Genomic DNA, 21,331 nt, shown 5'->3' with positions numbered 1-21,331 from the left:
TAGGTACATTAATAGTCGTTATGGAAAATAAAATGTATAACAAGGGTAATTCTACCTTCTTGTTGCTGTTAGCCGTTGGACTGGTTGGCTGTTCAAGTGCGCCTGATGAAGCAGTAACAGGACAAGAAACAAATCAAACGACTTCTGATGTGTATGACCCGTTGGAAGGCTTTAACCGAACCATGTGGGAACTCAACTACGAATATTTAGATCCGTATTTGGTTCGTCCTGTATCACTTGCGTATGTAGAATACACGCCAGTTCCTATTCGTTCTGGTATCGCTAACTTCTTATCGAACTTAGATGAGCCAGCAAGCATGGTTAATAACTTAATCATGGGTAATGGTACGAAAGCCGTGGACCACTTTAACCGTTTTTGGATTAATTCGACGTTCGGTATTTTCGGTTTATTCGATATTGCAAGTGCCGCGGGTATTACGAAGTACGACGAGAAAGCGTTCAGTGATGCAGTAGGCCACTATGGTGTTGGAAATGGTCCTTACTTCATGGTTCCGGGTTATGGTCCGTATACCTTACGTGAAGTGACAGATACCGTAGATAGTACGTATTTACCCCTCTCTTATCTCAACTTCTGGGCGAGTTTGGGTAAGTGGGCGTTTGAAGGCATGGAGAAGCGTGCTTTATTAGTGCCGCAAGAAGCGCAGCTAGACTCATCGCCGGATCCATATATTCTTACTCGTGATGTTTATATCCAGCGTCAAAACTTTAAAGCAGAAGTTGAAACGGTAGAAGAAGTTAACATCGAAGAAGAAGAGTATTTAGACGAATATCTAGAAGACTTTTAAGCGTTGTTCTTCACAATAGAGAAATGAAAAAAGGCTTAGCTGATGCTAAGCCTTTTTTGTATTTTGCAGCTTGGTTAGAAACGGTAGTTTGCTTGAACACCGATTAGCCAAACATTACCCGTAGTTTCGCCTACGAATTGGCCACCGACTTGTTCTGCAGTGTCGTCTGACTTGTAACCACGAGACTCAACGATTGGTGCGTCTTTCGCAAAAATATAGGTGAAGCCAGCGTCTAGGCTGAAGTCTTTCGTCCAATCGTACGTTGCGCCAATACTTAGCCAAGTACGGTCAGTTTCTGGAATAGTGATCGTACGGTTTTTGTCGCTTACCGCTGAAGTATCGTATGCAATACCAGTGCGTAGCGCTAGCTTAGGATCAAGCTGGTAAGTAGCACCAACAGCAAAGCGATAATTATCTTCCCAGTTTTCTACTTTAACCATATGCGTGCCTGCAGTATCTAGACGTGCTTCCAATTTCTCGAAAGAGCTCCAATCCGTCCAGTTAACGCTTGCGTGTAACGCAAGTTGGTCTGTTACTTGGTGGAAGCTTGCCAACTCAGCCGTTGCAGGCAGGTTTAGATACATGTAGCCGTTGTCGCGTTCAGAAGTACCGAAGCCAAAACCAAGACCTTCAGCATGGCCTTCAAGCTTCAGTTCAACTTCAGATTTGTACGCGAAGCCGATACGGTTATTTTCATTGATCTGCCATGCTGTACCAACTTGCCAGCCCCAAGCGGTATCGTCACCTTCCATGTATTTTAGAGCGGTACCTTGAGGAACACTGATTGGTTGATTAGTTTCAGGATTTAACCCTACAACGTTATTCTTAGGAGCTGCTGCGCCAAAGCTGCCTTCGCCGATGATGTAACGGATACCACCACCAACGCTGATTGATTCATTGACTTTGTAAGCTGCGTTCAAGTTCGCTTCCATTGTCGTTACGCTTGCTTCGTTACCGAAGTGCGAGGCACCAAAGCCTTTACCTAAATCGGTTTCCATGCCGTAGTTGGTGCCAAATGCCAAACCAATCGCGAATTTCTCATTATATTGGTGTGATAGGTAGAAGTTTGGAATGATTGCATCATGTGCGAAGTCATCTGAAGATGCAGAAGAAGTGCTACCGTGGAAGTTTACATCACCTTCAATATCAATATTTGGGTTCACATAGATTGCACCAACGGACACTTGAGTGCCTTCCAAATAAGTTAGCATTGCTGGGTTACGCCATTGTGCACTTGCGTTGTCAGCCATTGCAGCTTCACCAGCATATGCTCGACCTAGGCCTGTTGCAGAATATTCAGCAAGTTGGAAACCTGCTGCGTTAGCCATGCCCGTTGCGCCAAGTAGGCTTAATGCCACTGCTGTTGATAGAAGAGTCTTGTTGGTTTTCATTCGAATGTTCGCTGATTTGTTTATAACGTGGGACAAAAGTTTAAAGGTAGAGTTTTTACTTTAGAAATGAAAATCCAGCGTAAGTGGTCATTTGGAATATTATGCTTTTAAATGTTATTTGTGCGGTTTAATAATCTAACTGTGAAAGGCTTGTAAACGGAATTCAGCGAACAGCTGTGCGTCCTAATTGTGAGATTTAGATACACGTGTTCACTCAAATTGAGTGGGCAATAAATCGCAGATATGAAAAAAGGCTGGAAATCCAGCCTTTTATATAAAGTATTTTTCTACTAACTAACAGCGAAGCGTTTAGAAGCTACGGCTGTATTGTAAGCCGAATAGAATTGCATCAGCATGAGTTGTTGCTGTTACACCGGTAGAAAGAACAGGAGATAATTGAGTATTCTCATTAACTTTTACATCTTCACCTAACAAGTACGTGAAGCCAAAATCGATGTTTGAGCTATTATCAATATGGTAAGAGAAACCTGTGGAGAACCACTGGCGATCAGAGTCTGGTACCGAGATAGACGTTACTTTATCTTGAGCGCTTGTGTCGTACATGTAACCAGCACGAAGTGTCCAGTTGTTGTTTAGGTAGTAAGTACCACCAATTGCGTAGTGCCAGCCATCTTGCCATTGATAGTCTTTCGAGTAACCACCTTTAAGTAAACCCTGATTTAGGTTCTCAAAATCAATTTGGTCGAAATCTTTCCAGCCGATGTATTGGATGCTGTAGTGTACAGCAAACTTAGTGTCTTGGATTTTGTGGAAACCAGAAAACTCGGCCATATCTGGTAGAGGTAGCGTGATTTCCTGACCTTTGTCGTCTTTCGCCGTAAATTCAGGGCTGTAACGATACGCTAGACCAAAACGGTTGTTTTCATCTAGTTCGTACACAGTACCTACGTTAAAACCAACAGCCCAACCATCAGCTTTATCTACGTCCAGAATTTTTTGACCGCCAACCCTTGGGACTGAAGAGCTAGTTGTACGCTTCATTGTGCCTTGGCCGTAGATTAAATCTAAACCAGCACCAAAGCTCCATTGTTCGTTTAAACGGTAAGAACCCGCCAATCCAAAGTTGAAGCTTTTTACATCCGTAAGACCACCGTACTCTGTTGCGGTGTAGTTATCTGAAAATTCAGTTTTAGTGCCGAAATTAGAGTATGCGTTTACGCCCCATGCAAACTTGTCATTTACTGGAACGATTAGGTGAATGTTTGGAGCTATTGACGTATCACCCACATCATCAGTATCAGCAACACTTACAGTATTGGAGCCCAAAGGAGTATTAACGTTATATTTCGCATCTTTCACTTCAATCATTGAAGTAATGCTTTCGAAACCTAGCGAAAGTTCCATTTTATCAAACAGAGCCATTGCTGCTGGGTTACGAGCCATTACTGCTGCATTATCTGCGATTACTGCATCACCAGCAAATGCACGGCCGATGCCAGTTGCTGATTGAGCGTTGATTTGGAAACCCGCTGCCATCGATTGACCTGAGGCAAAAGCTACCGTTACTGCTAGGAGAGTCTTTTTAAACAGACGCGTGTTCTGAGTCATTTGTTTTTCCTTATTAGATTCGTCTCTTTGGACGATAAATTGAGCTTTTGCTCAGTGGCGCAGATAGTAGTATCAATAATTGCTTGGACAAATCCGACCATTGGATAAAATTGAATAAAAATTGCAGAAATGATGTCTAAAAGACGGGAAATTGCACTTAAAATGCATAATTTAGAGTTTAAGCTCTAAATGCTATAGCGGTGGTGAATGTTTTGTGCTCTATTTATACAAAAATGCCGCTAAATAAGATCATTTAGCGGCATTTAACCTTTTGAAAGCTGGAAATCGTCGAAGTTGTTACATCGGCTTAATCATTGATGCAAGAGTCGTAGCGATAGCATCAATATTTTCACCTTCTTCCCCGACTAAAATCAGGCTTGAACTCCCAACGGGCTGAACGACTCCGGTCATGCCATCCTTATTAAAGTCGGTACTTTGTTCGCTTGGAATACCAGTAATAAATAACGTTACTTTACCTTTTGGGCCTTGGAACACCATATGCACCGCATTAGATTCGCCAAAACCGCAGTGGTTTAGGTAGTAAACGTGATATGGAAAGTTTTCACTAAACTGGTAATGAAATGGCGACATTTTCGCATTAATTTGCGAGCTCGGTACATCCTCATCAAGATGACGAACAAACGGCTCTTCATGAATAACGTGTTTCATCGCGGTATCCGCTAAACTGGCTTGTGCTGGAGACACCAAAACATTTCCCCAGTTTACTTGGCCAACTAATAATCCTGCGGTGAACGCAATAGAAGCGGCAAGTGCCATTGCTTTGCGGACAAAGTTTGGTCTTACGACCCTCTCTTCATCAAGTGCACTCGACGTCTGGCTAAATAAAATCTTATCTGCGAGATCTTCGGGTACATCCACATTCATGGCTTGTTTAATTTTTACATCGAGATCCAAAACGTCATCAACAAACTTATTGTTGGCGTCGCTACCAGCTAAAGCTTGCAGAATCTCTTCATCCTTTTGTTTTGGATCCGACAAAATACGACGACGAAATTCTAAATCATCCATTCTTTTGTCCTCTCTTGGTATCTTGAGAATCCAACATCTCTTTAAGTTGATTACGAGCGCGAAATAGTCGAGTCATCACTGTGTTTTTATTTAAATCAAGAATGTCGCCAATTTCTTCTCCACTGAAACCACCGACAACTTGGAGAAATAAAGGCTCACGATATTCAACATCGAGCTTCATGATCTGTGCCTGCAGCCATTCTTGCTGATGATGTGAGTCATCGCTGACTTTAGCATCATTGCCGTAATCATCGATATCAACTAAATCAAATTGTTTACGTTCGAAGCGGCGCGCGTTTTCTCGTCTCAATATTGTGATGAGCCAAGACTTGGCAGCTTTTTCGTCCTGGAGGCTATCGAGTGACTTCCAAGCTCTAAGACAGGTTTCCTGAACTAGATCTTCCGCGACCGCTTTATCTTTGCACAACCAATATGCGTAGCGGTACAAGTCACGATGATACCCTCGGACGAGCGCTTCGTATTTTCTTTGCTTGTCCATATCAGAGTTGACCGGACTGTTGGAATTTTTCTTTCCAAACATTTTTAATATGGCCACAGGAGCCTCCATCCTCGCTCTGTGAGTTTCTTATTTGTTCTGAGCATGACTTTACTTGCTTCATCGCTTAGCGGTTTTGGTTGCAGGATTTGTCATGCAACCCCTTTGACACAATAAGCCATGTGGTTACCTAAAAGTGTATACGCAAATGTCAGATATCATCGAACACGAATTGATATATATTGTTAACAATATCATCATTAGTAATCAATGGCTTGGATAAGTTCACTCGATGGAGCATTAAAAGGGACTTCTGATGGTGGATTCTTGAATTATTTTGAATCAATAATCGCTCTAGGTGAGCTTAAAACTCGTAAAATCACTATAAAATTGATCTATTTCAAAATATCAAGCAGTGAAGGGGTTATAGTACACCTTGTCATCTCGTTAGTCATTGCGACTAACATGTTGAGCAAGATGACACTTCCTTTTGAAGGCTGACTTTACTTTCTCCTAATCAGGAAACTGATTACTTTTCAATTGGCGTAAGTTAATTGTTTTATAGATATTCCGACCACACAGTTATGTGTGGTTTTTTTTTGCTTCGATTTTACTTTCCGTATACCTCTTACCGTTTTAACTCTCTATAGTTAACCATTAGTAATCGCATAAGAATCAAAGAAGTAGAGTAATTGAACTACTTGCTTCACGTTTATTTAAACGCACGTTTGATAAATTTAACAAATTCATTACAATGCATCAGGTCAGACCTCTTGTATTTAAGGAGAAACAATGGGCAAGCAGGAAGTAAAAACACGCAATGGTGAGCGTGTCGCTATTGTCGCGGGGCTTCGAACTCCCTTTGCTCGTCAAAGCACGGAATTTAGCCAAGTGCCAGCGGTCGATTTAGGGAAAATGGTAGTAAGCGAAATGCTTGCTCGAACAGATATTGATCCGAAGCTAATCGAACAAGTGGTATTTGGACAAGTAGTACAAATGCCTGAAGCGCCAAACATCGCACGAGAAATCGTGTTAGGCACCGGTATGAACATCCATACTGATGCTTACAGTGTGACTCGAGCGTGTGCGACGAGTTTTCAAGCGGCGGTTAATGTCGCAGAAAGCATCATGGCGGGAACCATCGATATTGGTATTGCTGGCGGTGCAGACTCTTCATCCGTCCTACCTATTGGCGTATCAAAGAAACTGGCCGCTAATCTGCTTGCTCTTAGTAAGACAAAAACAATGGGTCAGAAGCTTAGTATCCTCAAAAACTTGAGCTTTAAAGACCTGATGCCAGTGCCACCAGCAGTAGCAGAGTACTCTACGGGTTTATCCATGGGACAAACTGCAGAGCAAATGGCTAAAACACATGGTATTTCTCGCGCAGAACAGGATGCGCTTGCACATCGTTCTCATACGCTGGCTTCTCAAGCTTGGAAAGAAGGAAAAATCCAAGATGAAGTGATGACGGCTTTCCCTGAGCCATACAAAAAGTGGATTTCGGAAGACAACAATATCCGTCATGACTCAACGGTTGAGGGATACGCGAAATTGCGACCTGCGTTTGATCGTCAGTATGGCAGTGTTACGGCTGCGAACAGTACGCCGTTGACTGATGGTGGTGCGGCAGTGATGTTGATGCGAGAAGGTAAAGCGAAAGAGCTCGGAATGGAGATTCTTGGTTACATCCGAGGTTATGCATTCTCTGCTATCGGCGTGGAAAAGGACATGCTGATGGGGCCGACTTATGCCACAGCGAAAGTGCTTGAAAATACAGGCTTGGAACTGTCAGACCTGACGTTGATCGACATGCACGAGGCCTTTGCTGCTCAAGCATTGGCGAATGTGAAGATGTTTGCTTCCGATAAGTTTGCTCAAGAAAACCTTGGTCGCTCAAAAGCGATTGGTGAAATTGACATGGATAAGTTCAACGTGCTTGGCGGATCAATTGCTTATGGTCACCCATTTGCTGCGACTGGTGCGCGTATGATGACGCAAACCCTACGAGAGCTAAAACGCCGTGGCGGTGGTATTGCATTGAATACCGCATGTGCTGCTGGTGGTCTTGGTGCGGCAATGATTCTGGAGGTTGAGTAATGAGCGAGCAAAAAGCATTTAGTCTAAAGGTTGATGAGCAAAATATTGCTTGGTTAGCCATCGATGTTCCTAATGAAAAAATGAATACGCTGCAGGCGGCTTTTGCTGACGAAATGAAAGAAATTTTTGCTCAGCTAAAAGACTCCAGTGGTATTAAAGGGATGATCATCCACTCCCTAAAACCGGACAATTTTGTTGCGGGTGCTGATGTTCGAATGCTAGAAGCATGCACCACAGCAAGTGAAGCGGAAGCCTTAGCAAGGCAAGGTCAGGAGTTGTTCCAGCAGCTATCGGACTTACCTTATCCTGTCGTTGCGGCTATTCATGGCCCATGTTTGGGCGGTGGTTTAGAACTGGCTCTTGCATGTGATTATCGTGTTTGTACGGATTCTGACAAAACGCGTTTAGGTCTGCCAGAAGTACAACTTGGTTTATTGCCAGGTTCTGGTGGTACTCAGCGTCTGCCACGTTTGATTGGCCTGTTACCGTCGTTGGACTTGATCCTGACGGGTAAACAACTTCGTGCGAAGAAAGCTAAAAAATTGGGCGTTGTGGACGCCTGTGTGCCTGACACCATTTTGCTCGACGTAGCAAAACAGTTTATCGACAAAGGTAAAAACAAGGGCACGAAAAAGCTATCGACGAAAGAAAAGGTGATGTCTGGTAGCGGGCTAGGGCGCAAGTTTGTATTTGAGCAAGCTGCGAAGAAAACGAATCAAAAAACTCGCGGTAACTATCCAGCAACGGTTGCAATTCTAGAAGTTATTCAACATGGCTTAGAGAAAGGCTTCGCTAAAGGCCAAGAACTTGAAGCGAAGCGCTTTGGTGAGCTTGTGATGAGCTCAGAGTCAAAAGCGCTCCGTTCGATCTTCTTTGCCACAACAGAAATGAAGAAAGAAAATGGCACGGATGCGAAACCAGCACCAGTTCATAAAGTTGGTGTGCTTGGTGGTGGTCTGATGGGCGCCGGAATCAGCCATGTGTCTGTTGCAAAAGCAAAAGTACCTGTTCGCATCAAAGACGTTAGCAACGATGGCGTTTTAAATGCGCTCAACTACAACTACAAGTTATTTGAGAAACAGCGCAAACGTCGCATTCTATCCAAGGCCGATCTGCAAGCGAAAATGCTGCAACTGTCTGGTGGTGTCGATTTTACCAGTTTTAATCATATTGATGTCGTAATTGAAGCCGTTTTTGAAGACTTAGATCTTAAGCAAAAAATGGTGGCGGACATTGAAGCAAACGCTAAGACAGAAACTATCTTTGCGACCAATACTTCTTCGTTGCCTATCCACAAAATTGCAGAAAAAGCGGAGCGTCCAGAAAACGTAGTGGGTTTGCATTACTTCAGCCCGGTAGAAAAAATGCCGTTGGTGGAAGTGATTCCGCATGAAACGACGTCAGATGAAACCGTTTCAACAGTTGTTGCACTTGCTAAGAAGCAAGGTAAAACCCCGATCGTAGTGAAAGACAAAGCGGGCTTTTACGTGAACCGCATTCTTGCTCCATACATGAACGAAGCGGCGCATATTTTGTTGGCTAACGAACCGATCGAAAAGATTGATACGGCGTTGCTTGATTTTGGTTTCCCTGTTGGCCCGATTACCTTGTTGGATGAAGTTGGTGTCGACATTGGCGCGAAAATTATGCCGATCCTGGTTAATGAGTTAGGTGACCGATTCAAAGGGCCGGATGTGTTTGATATCTTGTTAAATGATGGACGTAAAGGACGCAAGAGTGGTAAGGGGTTTTACACTTACAAGGGCAAGAAGAAAGATGTCGACAAATCGGTTTACAAACTGCTTAAGCTCGACCCTGAATCTAAGCTAAGCGATAACGATATTGCGTTGCGCTGTGTGCTGCCAATGCTGAATGAAGCGGTACGTTGTTTGGATGATGGCATCATTCGCTCGCCACGTGACGGTGATATTGGCGCGATATTTGGTATTGGTTTCCCACCGTTCTTGGGTGGTCCGTTCCGTTACATGGACCAATTTGGCATTAAAGAGCTCGTAGAGAAAATGAATGAGTTTGCATCGAAGTATGGCGATCGTTACGCGCCATGTGATGGTTTGCTTACTCGAGCTGGTGAAGGGACAACGTTCTATTAAACGTTGCTTCGGTAGAGAAAAAGGCTTGCCAGTGGCAAGCCTTTTTCATAAAGAAGAAATGGTTACTTCTTCTTGTCTTTCTTATCTTTATTGTGGCCTTTACCTGGGTTGTCGTCCCCGTGAACGCTGCTGTTACCTTTTTTGTCTTTATCATTCCACTGCTTTGAAGAGCAATCATCTGATTTGATGGATACATTGTCTCCGCTAAGGCGCACACAGTCGTCACTTAATTCGAAGCCATCGCCTTTGACTGAGATTTCAGCGTAAGCAGATGCCAATGGCAGTATAAGAGCCACAAGTAAAAGTGCTTTTTTCATGATTACCTCATTAAGTTATTTTTAGTGCGGTAATTAGAGATAAGCCGCAATGGCGTAATTTCAATTTTCTGCCAATTATGGTGCCGATTCAATCTATGAGACCGACAACCTCATGGGTTTGTAGGTACATTCTAGTAATCGACAATTTTATTTCTGCGCAACTAGATCACCCCAAGCCGCAATCTTTTGGCCGAAGTTGGAACTCTTCAATCGATCCTATTTCTTGTCCTAGATGGATGCGCGGAGCCTCCGAATGCGCTTGACCTTGAGAGTGCATGATCAAACGATTTGCAGTACGAGGTTTCAATTCGTTCACAACGAAGCGAATCATGTCTGCGCGCGTCAGCTTCTTCAACTCCGCAAGTACCTTGTCACGTTGGTTAAACTCAGTGTCTTTGTTTCCTATTGCAACCCAAAGACGTTGAGCTCGTCCTCGAAGTGTGGTGTCCGGCGTTGCTATTTGGTTCCACAAGCCGCGCTTACTGCTGTGCCATTGGTAATCGTTTAACTCTAACAACACCATATAAAAGGCATTTAAAAACTCATCGATTGAGGTAACCAGCTCGGCAGGTGCTGCATTAGGTGACTGCACATACAGTACAATACCAGGGTGACGATTTAGCGGCATATTGCCAGTGCCTACCATGTAACCTAATTGCTGCTTGGTACGGATTTCGTGGAAAAACGTTGCCGACATAAGGTGATTGGCCAATGAGTATAGCGCGATACTGCGAGGCTCAATATCCTCGCACTGGTGGTAAATAACGACTGCGGAATCTTGCTGATTACAATGCACCTCACGTTGAAAACTGCCATTTTTACCTAGCATAATGAGCGGACGAAGTGCCTCTTCATAACGTTGCTCGTTAACTCTTAGAGCATCCTTTAAGGTCGTTGCCATGTCATGGGCTTGCTGGCGTTGCCAGTCTCCGTAAACAAACATTTCAACGTGCAGTTCTGCAAGAATGGATTCTACGAATACCGAGAGTTCATCGACTTCGATTTCTTCTAGCGCTTCGACTAAGGTTGCGAAAGGCGGGTTATTGGGTTGAAGTAACCCAGTAAGTGCGTTAAACAGCTGCGAAATAGGGCGATCTTGTGAAGCATTTCTCCAGTTTCGTAACAGTTGTTGTTTGATGGTTTCAAAGCGAGCTGGGCTGAAATCTCGAGAAGCAAAACGGTGCAGAATCATTTCTAGCAACTGAGGCAGCTTTTGACTGAACCCTGAGAGGGTTAAGGTCACGCCACCTTGGTGAGCGTACATATTGTAACCCATCCCTGCGATTTCTGCTTGATAGGTTTCTTTTGCTAGCGAATCGAGGAACATCTCTACACATAAGCGCGTTTTGACGATGTTCTTTGGTGATGCAACGGCATGAGAGCTGTCGATAGCGACATAAACGACACCTTTAGGCACGCGAAATTCGTCATCTTGCAAATGCCACAGCCGAAACCCTTCGAGATCCTCAATCAACTCTGGCAGCGAATCACCATTTTCGAGTGGCATGGGGTCGAGGTCGTAGCAAATATAAGGGTTCTTTTTCGGTAAGACGAATTGCCAGCTTGGGTCGATTTGTTGATAGAAACGACGTTGGCCTTCACTAAAAGGTGTGACGGAGTACGGGGTAAAGTACCATTCGGCAGTACGGTTGTATTCCAGGCCTTTAGCAATCAAAGTGACGCGTACATTATCGATGGTTAAGTATCGCAGCAATGAACGCTGTAACTCCTCATCGTAGCCCGCCATTTTGTAGTCACCATAAACCGTGTCTTCCGGTTGATAGTGCTGCATGTTGATCACCAGATGGCTGACGAGATCCATTGGGCGCGATGGCTCTTGGAAGCGGAAAGCCGATTCTAATACCGCTTGTTTTTCGAGATAGCGCCATTCATCTAACCCGTCTTGTTTGATCATCGAGAGGTATTGAAAAACTGCTTGAACGATATCATCAACATGATCTAAGCCGTTTGGCGTCAGGGTGCAGCTTACGGTAAAGTCTCGGTAGTTACTGCCACTCGCGCCGCCGCCCGCTGAGAGAGAGGTAATCCAGCCTTTTTCTTTGAGTTGAAGCATCAAACTGCCTTCTCCTTCATAACCCAACAGGTGAGCAAAGTAGGAGAGTGGCTTCACGCTATAATGCGCATCCATTCCCGGCATGGGGAATGTGAGAATCAGTTTACGGAACTCTTTGAGCGGCTCGACTTGAACCAAAATGCCCGTGCTTTCCTCAGTGCCTATCGGTACATCAATCGATTTTCCACGAAGGTGGTGATTTGGGATGTCGGCAAACATGGTTTCTACCCAAGCTTGCTGTTCATCGAGCGACTGTGGCCCAAATAGAGTCAGTGTCATCAAATCGGCGGAATACTGAGAGTGGTGAAACTCCACAATTTCGTCGCGGATGGATTTACCATCTCGGTCGCCAAGAGTATCTAAGTTTCCGACAGAGAATTTTGAAAACGGGTGCTCTGGATTGATGACTTCTTTGTTAACTTGATACAGGCGACGAGAATCATCATTGAGTTTGAGCTTGTATTCGGAGTCGACAGCCTGGCGTTCTTTGTCTAATGCTTCTTCGTTAAACAAAGGTGCGGTAAAGAATTGGCTAAATCGATCTAAGGCACTTTCAAAGGCATTTGGAGCAATATTGAAAAAGAAACAAGTGTGCTCTGTACCAGTCCAAGCGTTGTTTGTTCCACCGTGTTGGCTAATATAGCTTTGAAACTCGCCCACTTTAGGGTATTTTTCCGTACCCAAAAAAAGCATGTGTTCTAAATAGTGTGCCAGACCTTGGCGATCGTTTGGGTCGTCGAAGTGTCCAACGTTCACTGCCAGAGCAGCTGCCGACTGTTGAGCTGTATCGGAATGAATCAGCAGTACACGCAGATCATTGCTCAAGGTAATGTAGCGGTATTGATTTGAATCGTTAGGACTTAGATGCACGATGCGTCTCCAGATTTCGCATTACAGTAATTTAGGCTCCCCTCGCGGGGGGCGCAAAGTTTGCGTTTCGACAAATACTGCTTGCCGTATTTTTGTTATTCGTAGACTTCTGCACAGGCCCATCGCGTTTGCGTATGGGGAAGAACTGTTTGAGTGAATGCTCTGAACTCATTGCACAGTTAAATAGTGTGATGAACTGAGTACATTCTTTTAATAGATTGTTAAGAAAGTCGCTATCTTTAACAAGCGAATTGGTATAATTAACAGATAATTATATCAGTATTTTTGTTTCGTCATTGTTAAAGTTAGCCCCGTCTATCTAATAAAGATAGCAGTCAACCTTTTGGTAGCGTTAGCTATCCCTAGGAAATAACATGAAAATATTCATCATGCGTCACGGTGAAGCCGAGCATTTTGCAGATTCAGACGCAGCACGACAATTGACCCCAAGAGGCAGAGTCGAATCAGAAGCGGTTGCTAGAGCCTGTAAAGAACAGGGTTTTGCGCAATTCGATAAAGTGTTGGTGAGTCCGTACATTAGAGCTCAACAAACTTGGCAAGAGATCAGTGCGTATTTCTCTGCAAAAAGCATTGAAACTTGTGAAGATATTACACCTTATGGCCAGTCCGAGCATGTCTTCGATTTCGCAAGTGCGTTAATCGAAGTCGAACAATTGGACTCGCTTTTGTTCGTATCGCATTTGCCTTTGGTCGGTTATCTGACTTCAGAGTTTGTAAAAGAAATGACACCTCCGATGTTTCCTACATCAGGCCTAGTGTGCATTGAATATGATTTACAAACACAAAATGGTGAAGTGCTATGGCATATTACGCCATAAGTGTCTAAACCAAAATAAGCGTTTGCAAATTAGAGACCGAATAAGAAAGGCAGGATATCCCTGCCTTTTCGTTTCATCGTGTCTACGGTAAGCCTGTTACTTTTCAGGAATTGAAAGCAACACTAACAACGCACCATCACCACCAAATTCTAGTGGCGCTTGGTGAAAAGCCATTACGTCAGGATGCTGTGCTAACCAAAGTGGGGCTTTCTGTTTCAGGATGTGTTTCCCAATACCATGTTGCACACACGCACAATGAATCTCGTTTTTGATGCAATAGGCTATCATCGCACCAAGCTCGCGTTTTGCTTCTTGCTGTGTCATGCCGTGCATATCGAGGAACACGTCCGGTACATACACGCCACGACGTAGACGTTTGACTTCATAAGTGGAGACGTCGTCACGTGCATAACGAGTTGGACCTTCATCGTTTAATAGAGGGACAAACTCGTCTGAAAAGTAAAATTCAGAGTCACTCGCTTCACGGTTGGAGCGCTTGATTTCTTTTTGCTTAGTATTTTTTTTTGGTTGCTGGATTATGGTATCCTGTCGCAACTTTTTTACGCCCTGTACTGCTTCCTGAAACAAGGCGAAATCGTCATCGTTCTCGGTGTCTTTTTTGCTCATTAGGTAAACAATTTCATTAATAAACTTTATTGGCAGTATTGTAGCGCTTTTCGGAGGCAATTTTGGATAAGATTTTTGTAGAAGAAGCGGTATCGGAGCTGCATACCCTTCAAGATATGATTCGTTGGACGGTAAGCCGCTTTAATGCAGCGAACCTGTTTTACGGTCATGGTACTGATAATGCGTGGGATGAAGCAGTTCAGCTTATCCTGCCAACCTTATACTTGCCGATTGATGTGCCTCCGCACGTATTGAACTCTCGCCTAACGACAAGCGAGCGTCTGCGTATTGTTGAGCGCGTAGTAAAACGCATCAACGAGCGTACGCCAACAGCATACCTAACAAACAAAGCATGGTTCTGCGGTCTTGAGTTCTTCGTTGATGAGCGTGTACTTGTACCACGTTCTCCTATCGGCGAATTGATTCAAGCGGAATTCCAACCTTGGTTGGTGGAAGAGCCTACGCGCATCATGGACCTATGTACGGGTTCTGGTTGTATCGCGATTGCTTGTGCGCACGCTTTCCCTGAAGCAGAAGTGGATGCGATCGACATCTCTACAGATGCTCTACAAGTGGCTGAGCAAAACGTACAAGATCACGGTATGGAGCAGCAAGTGTTCCCAATTCGCTCTGATTTGTTCCGTGATCTTCCAAAAGAGAAATACAATCTAATCGTGTCCAACCCACCATATGTGGATGAAGAAGACATGAACAGCCTGCCAGATGAGTTCACGCATGAGCCTGAGCTTGGTTTAGCTGCGGGTACGGATGGTCTAAAACTTGTGCGTCGTATTCTTGCTAACGCGCCAGATTATCTAACAGATAACGGCATTCTTATTTGTGAAGTCGGCAACTCAATGATTCATATGATGGAACAGTACCCAGAGATTCCATTTACTTGGATTGAGTTCGAGAACGGCGGTCATGGCGTATTTATGCTAACGCGTGACCAGCTGGTTGAGTGTGCAGAAGAGTTTAAACTGTACAAAGACTAATAGAGTCTTGCACTAAACATCAAAACACCGAGCTTTATGCTCGGTGTTTTTTTTATGCATACCTAGCCGATATTAACTCTTTACATCAAAACGTAATAAAGCCACTATGAATCCACGAAGAATTGGAAAGCAGCTATGCTCTGTTTTGAGAGAGCGTGGCGATAAAAACTTGAGGAAGTAATGGCAGGAAACAGTATCGGACAACATTTCCGAGTGACGACATTCGGGGAAAGTCACGGTATCGCACTGGGATGTATCGTAGACGGATGTCCTCCGGGGTTGGAAATTACAGAAGCAGATCTACAAATCGATCTCGACCGCCGTCGTCCAGGCACATCACGTTACACCACACAACGTCGTGAACCGGATGAAGTTAAAATTCTTTCTGGCGTTTTTGAAGGCAAAACCACGGGCACATCGATCGGTTTGCTAATTGAAAACACCGATCAGCGCTCAAAAGACTACTCTGACATCAAAGATAAGTTCAGACCGGGTCATGCTGATTACACTTACCACCAAAAATATGGCATCCGCGACTATCGCGGTGGCGGCCGTTCTTCAGCTCGTGAAACCGCAATGCGTGTGGCGGCTGGTGCAATCGCGAAGAAATACTTAAAAGATGAGTTTGGTGTTGAGATTCGTGCTTACTTGTCACAAATGGGTGATGTATCTATCGACAAGGTAGATTGGAGCGAAATCGAGAACAATGCATTCTTCTGCCCTGATGCTGACAAAGTAGAAGCATTTGACCAACTTATCCGTGACCTGAAAAAAGAAGGCGACTCTATTGGCGCAAAAATCCAGGTTGTGGCAACTAACGTGCCTGTTGGTCTCGGGGAACCCGTATTTGACCGTCTGGATGCAGACATCGCGCACGCACTAATGAGCATCAACGCGGTGAAAGGCGTAGAAATCGGAGACGGTTTCGAGGTGGTAAACCAAAAAGGCAGTCAGCACCGTGATACGCTTGCTCCTGAAGGTTTTGGTAGTAATCATGCGGGTGGCATTCTTGGTGGTATCTCGACTGGTCAAGACATTGTCGCAAACATTGCGCTTAAGCCAACATCAAGTATCACTGTGCCGGGTGAGACCATCACAAAAGAAGGTGAACCAACTCAGTTGATTACCAAAGGTCGTCATGACCCATGTGTGGGTATTCGTGCTGTGCCTATCGCAGAAGCGATGCTGGCAATTGTGGTGATGGATCATTTACTACGCCACCGTGGTCAAAACCATGGCGTAACAACTGAAACACCGAAGATTTAAGAGCTTTGTGTCATTCCAGCGAGCTATAGCGAGACTAGGAATCTAATTTCAGCGCGATGAAAAGAGAAAGAAACATCTCTGACAACAGAGCGCTCGGATAATAGATCCTGAATCATGCTCCTTCGTCGCTGTTCAGGATGACTGAATATAAAATTATGCCACTCACTGAATCGCGGGTGGCACAATTTTATCAGGCAACCTTTTTTGTTTAAGTAGTTTTTGCTTAATGAATCGAGCCTTCGGTTTCCAAATGGAAAGAAGGCAGACGCCACTTAAAGCGTACCGCAGCCATACGCAACATGTAACCAGTAACCAGTGTAATAATAGTGGCAGTGACATCGGGAACATTGAATTCTAATAGCGCTAAGTACATTCCTGATGCGATAAGAGCGACAGAAGCGTAAAGCTCTTCATGCAGTACCAATGGTGTTTGGCGACAGATTAAGTCACGAAGTAGCCCACCGAATACACCAGTTACTAACGCTGAAACCATACAAATACCAGGGTGCAAGCCCATGCCCATCGCAATTTTTGTTCCGATGATACTAAACACGATTAAACCTAATGCATCGAGGCGAATGAACAGACCTTTCAGCTTAATCACCCATTTCGCTAAACCTGTTGTTAGCACACCTGCAACACACGTAATTGCAAGGAACTCTGGGTTTTTTACCCAACCAAGAGGGTAGTGGCCTAATAGAATGTCACGTACGGTGCCACCACCAATGGCCGTTGCGCTGGCCACCAACATAACACCAAACCAGTCCATCTTTCTTCTACCAGCACTTAACGCACCTGTCATGGCTTCAGCCGTGATACCAATGATATACAACACACTTAGCAACATAGGGAAACACTCAACGTAAAAAGTCACTACGTTCTACGAGAATCAGCGTAGGCGAAGTAACAACACTTACAAACGGTTCTATCTCTCTTAAAAAGTGATTAAAACCAGCAACATGCTTGTAATCAAACGGCTTCAAAATAGCGGTTTGAACGGCATCAAAATAAGGCGAGAGTGTAGTGGTAAATAAGTACGCTGACGAATGAGAAATTGTATGGAGAAAGCGACCTTCAGATAAATTCAACTAATAACCAAAAATGTGGGGCTGCCTTTACCTCATAACTAAAAACAGCGACAATATGCAGCGCATGTCAAACTGAAGTACAAACTCGACGATGACCCACGAATACCAAGACTTAATCACCATTTTTAATGACACCTTTTTAGAACAATTTAATACGAAATTAGAGTTAGGTGGTGATGCGCCTATTTATCTTCCTGCTGATGATGAACACCCTCATCATCGGATTATTTTTGCTCGGGGTTTTTACGCCTCTGCTTTACACGAGATCTCGCATTGGTGTGTGGCTGGTCCAGAGCGTCGTTTGCTGGAAGATTTTGGTTATTGGTATGAACCCGATGGGCGAACAGCAGAAGTTCAAGCGGAGTTTGAGAAAGTTGAAGTGCGACCTCAAGCTTATGAATGGATTCTGGCACAAAGCGCTGGCTTCCCTTTTACGGTGAGTTGTGACAATCTACACGGCGATTTTGAACCAGATAGGCTCGGCTTTATGAAAAAAGTGCATAAAGAAGTGCTGGGTATTTTGGACGTTGGCTTGCCTTTGCGAGTGAAAATGCTTTCTGATGCCCTGCGCGCATTTTATCAAACTAAGCCACTGGAAGCGTCGGACTTTTGCGTTAAATAACCACTAATAACCTCAGAGATACACCATGATTATTGAATTTGAAGAAAAACTACTGGAACTGATTGATGCTCGAATTGAAACAGCATCTGACGATGAATTGTTTGCTGGTGGTTATTTACGTGGTCACATCTCTTTATCCGCGGCGTCTTGTGAAGAAGAAGGGATTAGCGATATTACTGAGCTGAAGTCACGCATTGAGAGCAGCTTAGAAGATGCGCGTACCGAGTTAAGCCCGGCCGATCGCGTGATTGTCAGTGATTTGTGGCAAGAGCTCCAGGCTCAGGCTTAATCCCTAAGCAGCGTTCTCCCTTTATTTAATCCTAGTCATTTACTACTTCGAAAAATTCGAACCTCTCCATAAAATTTTTGTGGTTGTAGCGAAACAGTTCAACTTTTATTCTGATCAGCATAAAACGTGAACAAAGGATTACAACCATGAAAATTGTCGCATTTGGTGCATCTACCAGCTCTACCTCAATCAACAAACTACTTGCTACATACGCAGCAAATCAAGTCGAAGGCGCTCAAGTGAATGTTCTAGACTTAAACGATTATCAAGCGCCAATGTTTAGCGAGGACAAAGAGAAAGAAATTGGTCAAGCTGAAGGGGCTGTCGCGTTTTTACGTGACTTGGCGGAGGCTGACGCTCTCGTTGTTTCCTTCGCAGAGCATAACGGTTCGTACCCAGCGGCCTATAAAAACTTGTTCGATTGGGCGACGCGCATTGAGCGTAATGTATTTCAAAACAAACCTGTCGTTTATTTAGCAACTTCCCCAGGTCCCGGTGGTGCACAAAGTGTTCTTGCGGCGGCGACAGGTTCTGCTCAATTTTTTGGCGCGGATGTAAAGGCATCGTTATCTGTGCCGAGCTTCTACGAAAATTTTGACGTGGAATCGGGTAAGGTTGTAAACCCAGAAGTGGCAGAGCAAGTGAAACAGGCAGTTGCACTGCTGAAGTAATCTCAGTACGAGCGACTTAATGAGTTAGCGATTCCCGACACGTATCTGTGTCGGGAATTAAAACGAGAGAATACTCTTACAGCTCGGTAATGGCTTTGCCTTTTCTTAGTTTACGAACCCACATTCGACTTGGGTGAAGTTCGGTCAATACATCAACAGGTAATGGCAGCGGGTCCCCACAGATCTGGGAGGCCAACACTTCAGCTAATAATGGTGCAGAGCTCAGTCCACGAGATCCTAAACCTAAGAAGCAGAATAGGTTAGGGTACTGATGAATGGTTTCTACCTCTTCTTCTTTTTGATTTTGTAAGTTGGCGTATTGCGTTTTGATCGTCTCAAAGTCACCCACATTTCCGACAAATGGTAAGTGATCTCGGCTAACACAACGAATACCTTGGCGAGATTGATTACCAGTGATATCTACCTCTTTTGCCCATGTTTGATTCGGTACACATTTCACTAGCTTTTCCGCATTATCTTTTTGGGCGTTTTCATCAAATTCGTAGTCAAGGTGACTGCGGTCGTAGCTTGCACCGATACACAAGTGTTGATTACTTGGGTTAACAGGTGTCATGTAACCGTCGTAACACAACACCGTTCTCAGCTGACTCAGCGTTTCGGTTGCTGGCGCATGACTGACTTGTCCTTTCACTTGTCCCATTGGTAGGGAAGCGGTTTGACTCAATGTCTGGAACTCATGGCCGTTCGCAATTACAACCGTTGAGTGCTCAAATGTTTGACCACTCGCCGTTAGTAGCCAGAGCTGACGTTTTTCATCCCAATCTAATGCCTCAACAAGATGTTCAAACTTCGTTGAGAGTAACGACGTCTTCTCCAATTGTTTAATTAACCCGCGAGTTAACTCGGCAGGGCACAGCCACCCTCCCATTGGGTAGTGCACAGACGCCATATCAATAGGTAACCCGATAGTGTTCGCAGTTTCCTCGGCGGACAGCTTTTGAATGAGCTCTGGAGTGAAGTTACCCGCAAGCATTTTCTCCAGTTTGTCTGTGGATTTGTCATCCCACATCAACTGAGTTACGCCACACCAGTCATGATCAAAATCGATCTCTTGTGCTGCTTGTTCAACAAACTGACGTGCGAACAAAAATGCAGGAGCAAACACACGCGAAACGCCCGTGTGCGGGCCATTAAGCAGTGGATAAACGGCTCCTTGTCGATTGCCTGAAGCTCCTTTGGCTGGTTGTTTGTCTTTACAGTAAAGGGTGACGTTTTGGCCACGACGAACTAACGTTTTCGCTAACGCCGCGCTAGCTATACCACCACCAATGATGGCAATCGAATCAAGATTGCTAGATGCTGAGCGATTGAACCAAGGGAGATGGTTCGACTGCTTTTCACGTTGCTCCATAGAGCCGGCGATCATTTCTCGCTTAGTGCCGAAACCTTTCACCTTTTTCATTGTAAAGCCAGCTTCGTTCAAACCACGACGTACAAAGCCTGCTGCGGTAAACGTGGCAACTGTACAATCTTGCTTGGCTAGCTTTGCCATGTTGTTGAACAGGCCTTGGTTCCACATTTCTGGGTTTTTGCTTGGCGCGAATCCATCTAAGAACCAAGCATCAATCAAACCTTGTTCGTTGTATGGAACTTGCGGCATGCAGTCTTTAATGTCACCAAACCAAAGGTCGAGTGTGATTGCGCCGTCTTCTAAAACAATGCGATGACACTCCGGCACAGCGGCAGGGTAGTGCTTTTGTAACTTTTCCGCGTATTCAGCTAGCTCAGGCCAAGCTTCATGCGCCTTCTTTAAATCGGCTTTGCTTAATGGGTATTTTTCAAAGCTAATAAAATGCAGCTCTTTCAATGTTGCGTCCGGATGCTGACGACGAAACTCACTAAACCACTGGCATACTGCTAAGAAGTTTAATCCCGTGCCAAATCCGGTTTCACCAATGACAAAACGTCTTTGGTCAAATTCCTGCCATCTTTCTGGGAGATGATTTTGTTTTAAGAAAACGTAGCGTGTCTCTTCAAGACCGTTTACGTTAGAGAAGTAAACATCATCAAATTGGTCTGAAACCGGAGTACCAGCTTCGTTCCAACCAAGTTCTGCGTTTTTTATTGAAGTCATAATGGTGCAAATTTGTGATTTGGCGCGGTAAGAATGGGGCGATTGTACGAATTTATGGGAAAGCTGACCACTTTTG

The 21,331-nt window shown here is 44.5% G+C and carries 18 protein-coding genes; 9 read left to right on the top strand and 9 right to left on the bottom strand.

Annotated features, from left to right (window positions below; genetic code table 11):
* Positions 1-32: 32 nt before the first annotated feature.
* The gene (locus R8O10_RS12370) at positions 33-806 is read left to right on the top strand and encodes a VacJ family lipoprotein (protein ID WP_318191441.1); all 774 of its coding nucleotides are present in this window, start codon (positions 33-35) and stop codon (positions 804-806) included.
* A gap of 74 nt (positions 807-880) precedes the next feature.
* On the opposite strand, the gene R8O10_RS12365 is transcribed toward R8O10_RS12370, so the two are convergent.
* The 4 genes from R8O10_RS12365 to R8O10_RS12350 form a co-directional block, all read right to left on the bottom strand.
* Positions 881-2,197, bottom strand: a complete 1,317-nt coding sequence (locus R8O10_RS12365; RefSeq protein ID WP_042522518.1) for an outer membrane protein transport protein — start codon at positions 2,195-2,197, stop codon at positions 881-883.
* A 309-nt stretch (positions 2,198-2,506) separates the two neighbouring features.
* Positions 2,507-3,766, bottom strand: coding sequence for an outer membrane protein transport protein (locus R8O10_RS12360; RefSeq protein WP_186584741.1), 1,260 nt, complete (start codon positions 3,764-3,766; stop codon positions 2,507-2,509).
* A 297-nt stretch (positions 3,767-4,063) separates the two neighbouring features.
* A complete protein-coding gene (locus R8O10_RS12355; RefSeq protein ID WP_318191440.1) occupies positions 4,064-4,795 on the bottom strand; it encodes a DUF3379 domain-containing protein in 732 nt (243 codons plus the stop codon).
* Positions 4,788-5,363, bottom strand: coding sequence for a sigma-70 family RNA polymerase sigma factor (locus tag R8O10_RS12350; RefSeq protein ID WP_005380528.1), 576 nt, complete (start codon positions 5,361-5,363; stop codon positions 4,788-4,790). The genes R8O10_RS12355 and R8O10_RS12350 overlap by 8 nt, the downstream gene beginning before the upstream one ends.
* A gap of 720 nt (positions 5,364-6,083) precedes the next feature.
* Between R8O10_RS12350 and fadI the strand changes: the two genes are divergently transcribed.
* Positions 6,084-7,391 carry an acetyl-CoA C-acyltransferase FadI gene (fadI, locus tag R8O10_RS12345; RefSeq protein ID WP_005384447.1) on the top strand — a complete coding sequence of 436 codons (1,308 nt, stop codon included), beginning with the start codon at positions 6,084-6,086 and terminating at the stop codon, positions 7,389-7,391.
* Entirely contained in the window at positions 7,391-9,502 is a 2,112-nt protein-coding gene (gene fadJ / locus R8O10_RS12340) for a fatty acid oxidation complex subunit alpha FadJ (RefSeq protein ID WP_005384446.1), read from the top strand. Before fadI ends, fadJ begins: the two co-directional genes overlap by 1 nt.
* 62 nt (positions 9,503-9,564) lie before the next feature.
* Here fadJ and R8O10_RS12335 read toward each other — a convergent pair whose 3' ends face one another.
* The gene (locus R8O10_RS12335) at positions 9,565-9,819 is read right to left on the bottom strand and encodes a CG2 omega domain protein (RefSeq protein WP_065274741.1); all 255 of its coding nucleotides are present in this window, start codon (positions 9,817-9,819) and stop codon (positions 9,565-9,567) included.
* A 166-nt stretch (positions 9,820-9,985) separates the two neighbouring features.
* Complete coding sequence (locus tag R8O10_RS12330) at positions 9,986-12,763, bottom strand: insulinase family protein (protein WP_115386222.1); 2,778 nt, start codon at positions 12,761-12,763, stop codon at positions 9,986-9,988.
* Positions 12,764-13,137: 374 nt separating this feature from the next.
* On the opposite strand from R8O10_RS12330, the gene sixA reads away from it, so the two are divergent.
* Positions 13,138-13,602, top strand: coding sequence for a phosphohistidine phosphatase SixA (gene sixA / locus R8O10_RS12325; RefSeq protein WP_238970023.1), 465 nt, complete (start codon positions 13,138-13,140; stop codon positions 13,600-13,602).
* A gap of 96 nt (positions 13,603-13,698) precedes the next feature.
* On the opposite strand, the gene smrB is transcribed toward sixA, so the two are convergent.
* Positions 13,699-14,229, bottom strand: coding sequence for an endonuclease SmrB (smrB, locus tag R8O10_RS12320; protein ID WP_005380539.1), 531 nt, complete (start codon positions 14,227-14,229; stop codon positions 13,699-13,701).
* Between the two features lie 62 nt (positions 14,230-14,291).
* Between smrB and prmB the strand changes: the two genes are divergently transcribed.
* A complete protein-coding gene (gene prmB / locus R8O10_RS12315) occupies positions 14,292-15,224 on the top strand; it encodes a 50S ribosomal protein L3 N(5)-glutamine methyltransferase (RefSeq protein WP_005380541.1) in 933 nt (310 codons plus the stop codon).
* Positions 15,225-15,404: 180 nt separating this feature from the next.
* Positions 15,405-16,490: a chorismate synthase gene (gene aroC / locus R8O10_RS12310; protein ID WP_033907375.1), complete on the top strand. Its 1,086-nt coding sequence runs from the start codon at positions 15,405-15,407 to the stop codon at positions 16,488-16,490.
* Positions 16,491-16,713: 223 nt separating this feature from the next.
* Here aroC and R8O10_RS12305 read toward each other — a convergent pair whose 3' ends face one another.
* Positions 16,714-17,337 carry a trimeric intracellular cation channel family protein gene (locus tag R8O10_RS12305; RefSeq protein WP_005380544.1) on the bottom strand — a complete coding sequence of 208 codons (624 nt, stop codon included), beginning with the start codon at positions 17,335-17,337 and terminating at the stop codon, positions 16,714-16,716.
* Between the two features lie 332 nt (positions 17,338-17,669).
* Here R8O10_RS12305 and R8O10_RS12300 point away from each other — a divergent pair, with 332 nt between their 5' ends.
* The 3 genes from R8O10_RS12300 to R8O10_RS12290 all read left to right on the top strand — a co-directional run bounded on the left by R8O10_RS12300 (position 17,670) and on the right by R8O10_RS12290 (position 19,160).
* Positions 17,670-18,200 (top strand): elongation factor P hydroxylase, encoded by a 531-nt coding sequence (locus tag R8O10_RS12300; RefSeq protein WP_318191439.1) that lies wholly within the window; start codon positions 17,670-17,672, stop codon positions 18,198-18,200.
* Between the two features lie 25 nt (positions 18,201-18,225).
* Positions 18,226-18,489, top strand: a complete 264-nt coding sequence (locus tag R8O10_RS12295; protein ID WP_005380548.1) for a YfcL family protein — start codon at positions 18,226-18,228, stop codon at positions 18,487-18,489.
* Between the two features lie 146 nt (positions 18,490-18,635).
* Entirely contained in the window at positions 18,636-19,160 is a 525-nt protein-coding gene (locus R8O10_RS12290; RefSeq protein ID WP_005380552.1) for an NADPH-dependent FMN reductase, read from the top strand.
* A 76-nt stretch (positions 19,161-19,236) separates the two neighbouring features.
* Here R8O10_RS12290 and mnmC read toward each other — a convergent pair whose 3' ends face one another.
* On the bottom strand, positions 19,237-21,255 hold the full coding sequence (gene mnmC / locus R8O10_RS12285) for a bifunctional tRNA (5-methylaminomethyl-2-thiouridine)(34)-methyltransferase MnmD/FAD-dependent 5-carboxymethylaminomethyl-2-thiouridine(34) oxidoreductase MnmC (RefSeq protein ID WP_238970022.1): 2,019 nt from the start codon (positions 21,253-21,255) through the stop codon (positions 19,237-19,239).
* Positions 21,256-21,331: the final 76 nt, after the last annotated feature.

This window comes from Vibrio sp. 1727 (genome assembly GCF_033344415.1).
GTDB lineage: Bacteria > Pseudomonadota > Gammaproteobacteria > Enterobacterales > Vibrionaceae > Vibrio > Vibrio alginolyticus.
Note: the sequence above shows the minus strand (reverse complement) of the source record. Positions and strands in the feature narration are given on the sequence as shown.

Coding starts and splice junctions, on each gene's coding strand:
- R8O10_RS12370 (WP_318191441.1), top strand. CDS start 33: ATGTATAACAAGGGTAATTCTACCTTCTTGTTGCTGTTAGCCGTTGGA.
- R8O10_RS12365 (WP_042522518.1), bottom strand. CDS start 2,197: ATGAAAACCAACAAGACTCTTCTATCAACAGCAGTGGCATTAAGCCTA.
- R8O10_RS12360 (WP_186584741.1), bottom strand. CDS start 3,766: ATGACTCAGAACACGCGTCTGTTTAAAAAGACTCTCCTAGCAGTAACG.
- R8O10_RS12355 (WP_318191440.1), bottom strand. CDS start 4,795: ATGGATGATTTAGAATTTCGTCGTCGTATTTTGTCGGATCCAAAACAA.
- R8O10_RS12350 (WP_005380528.1), bottom strand. CDS start 5,363: ATGGAGGCTCCTGTGGCCATATTAAAAATGTTTGGAAAGAAAAATTCC.
- fadI (WP_005384447.1), top strand. CDS start 6,084: ATGGGCAAGCAGGAAGTAAAAACACGCAATGGTGAGCGTGTCGCTATT.
- fadJ (WP_005384446.1), top strand. CDS start 7,391: ATGAGCGAGCAAAAAGCATTTAGTCTAAAGGTTGATGAGCAAAATATT.
- R8O10_RS12335 (WP_065274741.1), bottom strand. CDS start 9,819: ATGAAAAAAGCACTTTTACTTGTGGCTCTTATACTGCCATTGGCATCT.
- sixA (WP_238970023.1), top strand. CDS start 13,138: ATGAAAATATTCATCATGCGTCACGGTGAAGCCGAGCATTTTGCAGAT.
- smrB (WP_005380539.1), bottom strand. CDS start 14,229: ATGAGCAAAAAAGACACCGAGAACGATGACGATTTCGCCTTGTTTCAG.
- aroC (WP_033907375.1), top strand. CDS start 15,405: ATGGCAGGAAACAGTATCGGACAACATTTCCGAGTGACGACATTCGGG.
- R8O10_RS12305 (WP_005380544.1), bottom strand. CDS start 17,337: ATGTTGCTAAGTGTGTTGTATATCATTGGTATCACGGCTGAAGCCATG.
- R8O10_RS12300 (WP_318191439.1), top strand. CDS start 17,670: ATGACCCACGAATACCAAGACTTAATCACCATTTTTAATGACACCTTT.
- R8O10_RS12295 (WP_005380548.1), top strand. CDS start 18,226: ATGATTATTGAATTTGAAGAAAAACTACTGGAACTGATTGATGCTCGA.
- R8O10_RS12290 (WP_005380552.1), top strand. CDS start 18,636: ATGAAAATTGTCGCATTTGGTGCATCTACCAGCTCTACCTCAATCAAC.
- mnmC (WP_238970022.1), bottom strand. CDS start 21,255: ATGACTTCAATAAAAAACGCAGAACTTGGTTGGAACGAAGCTGGTACT.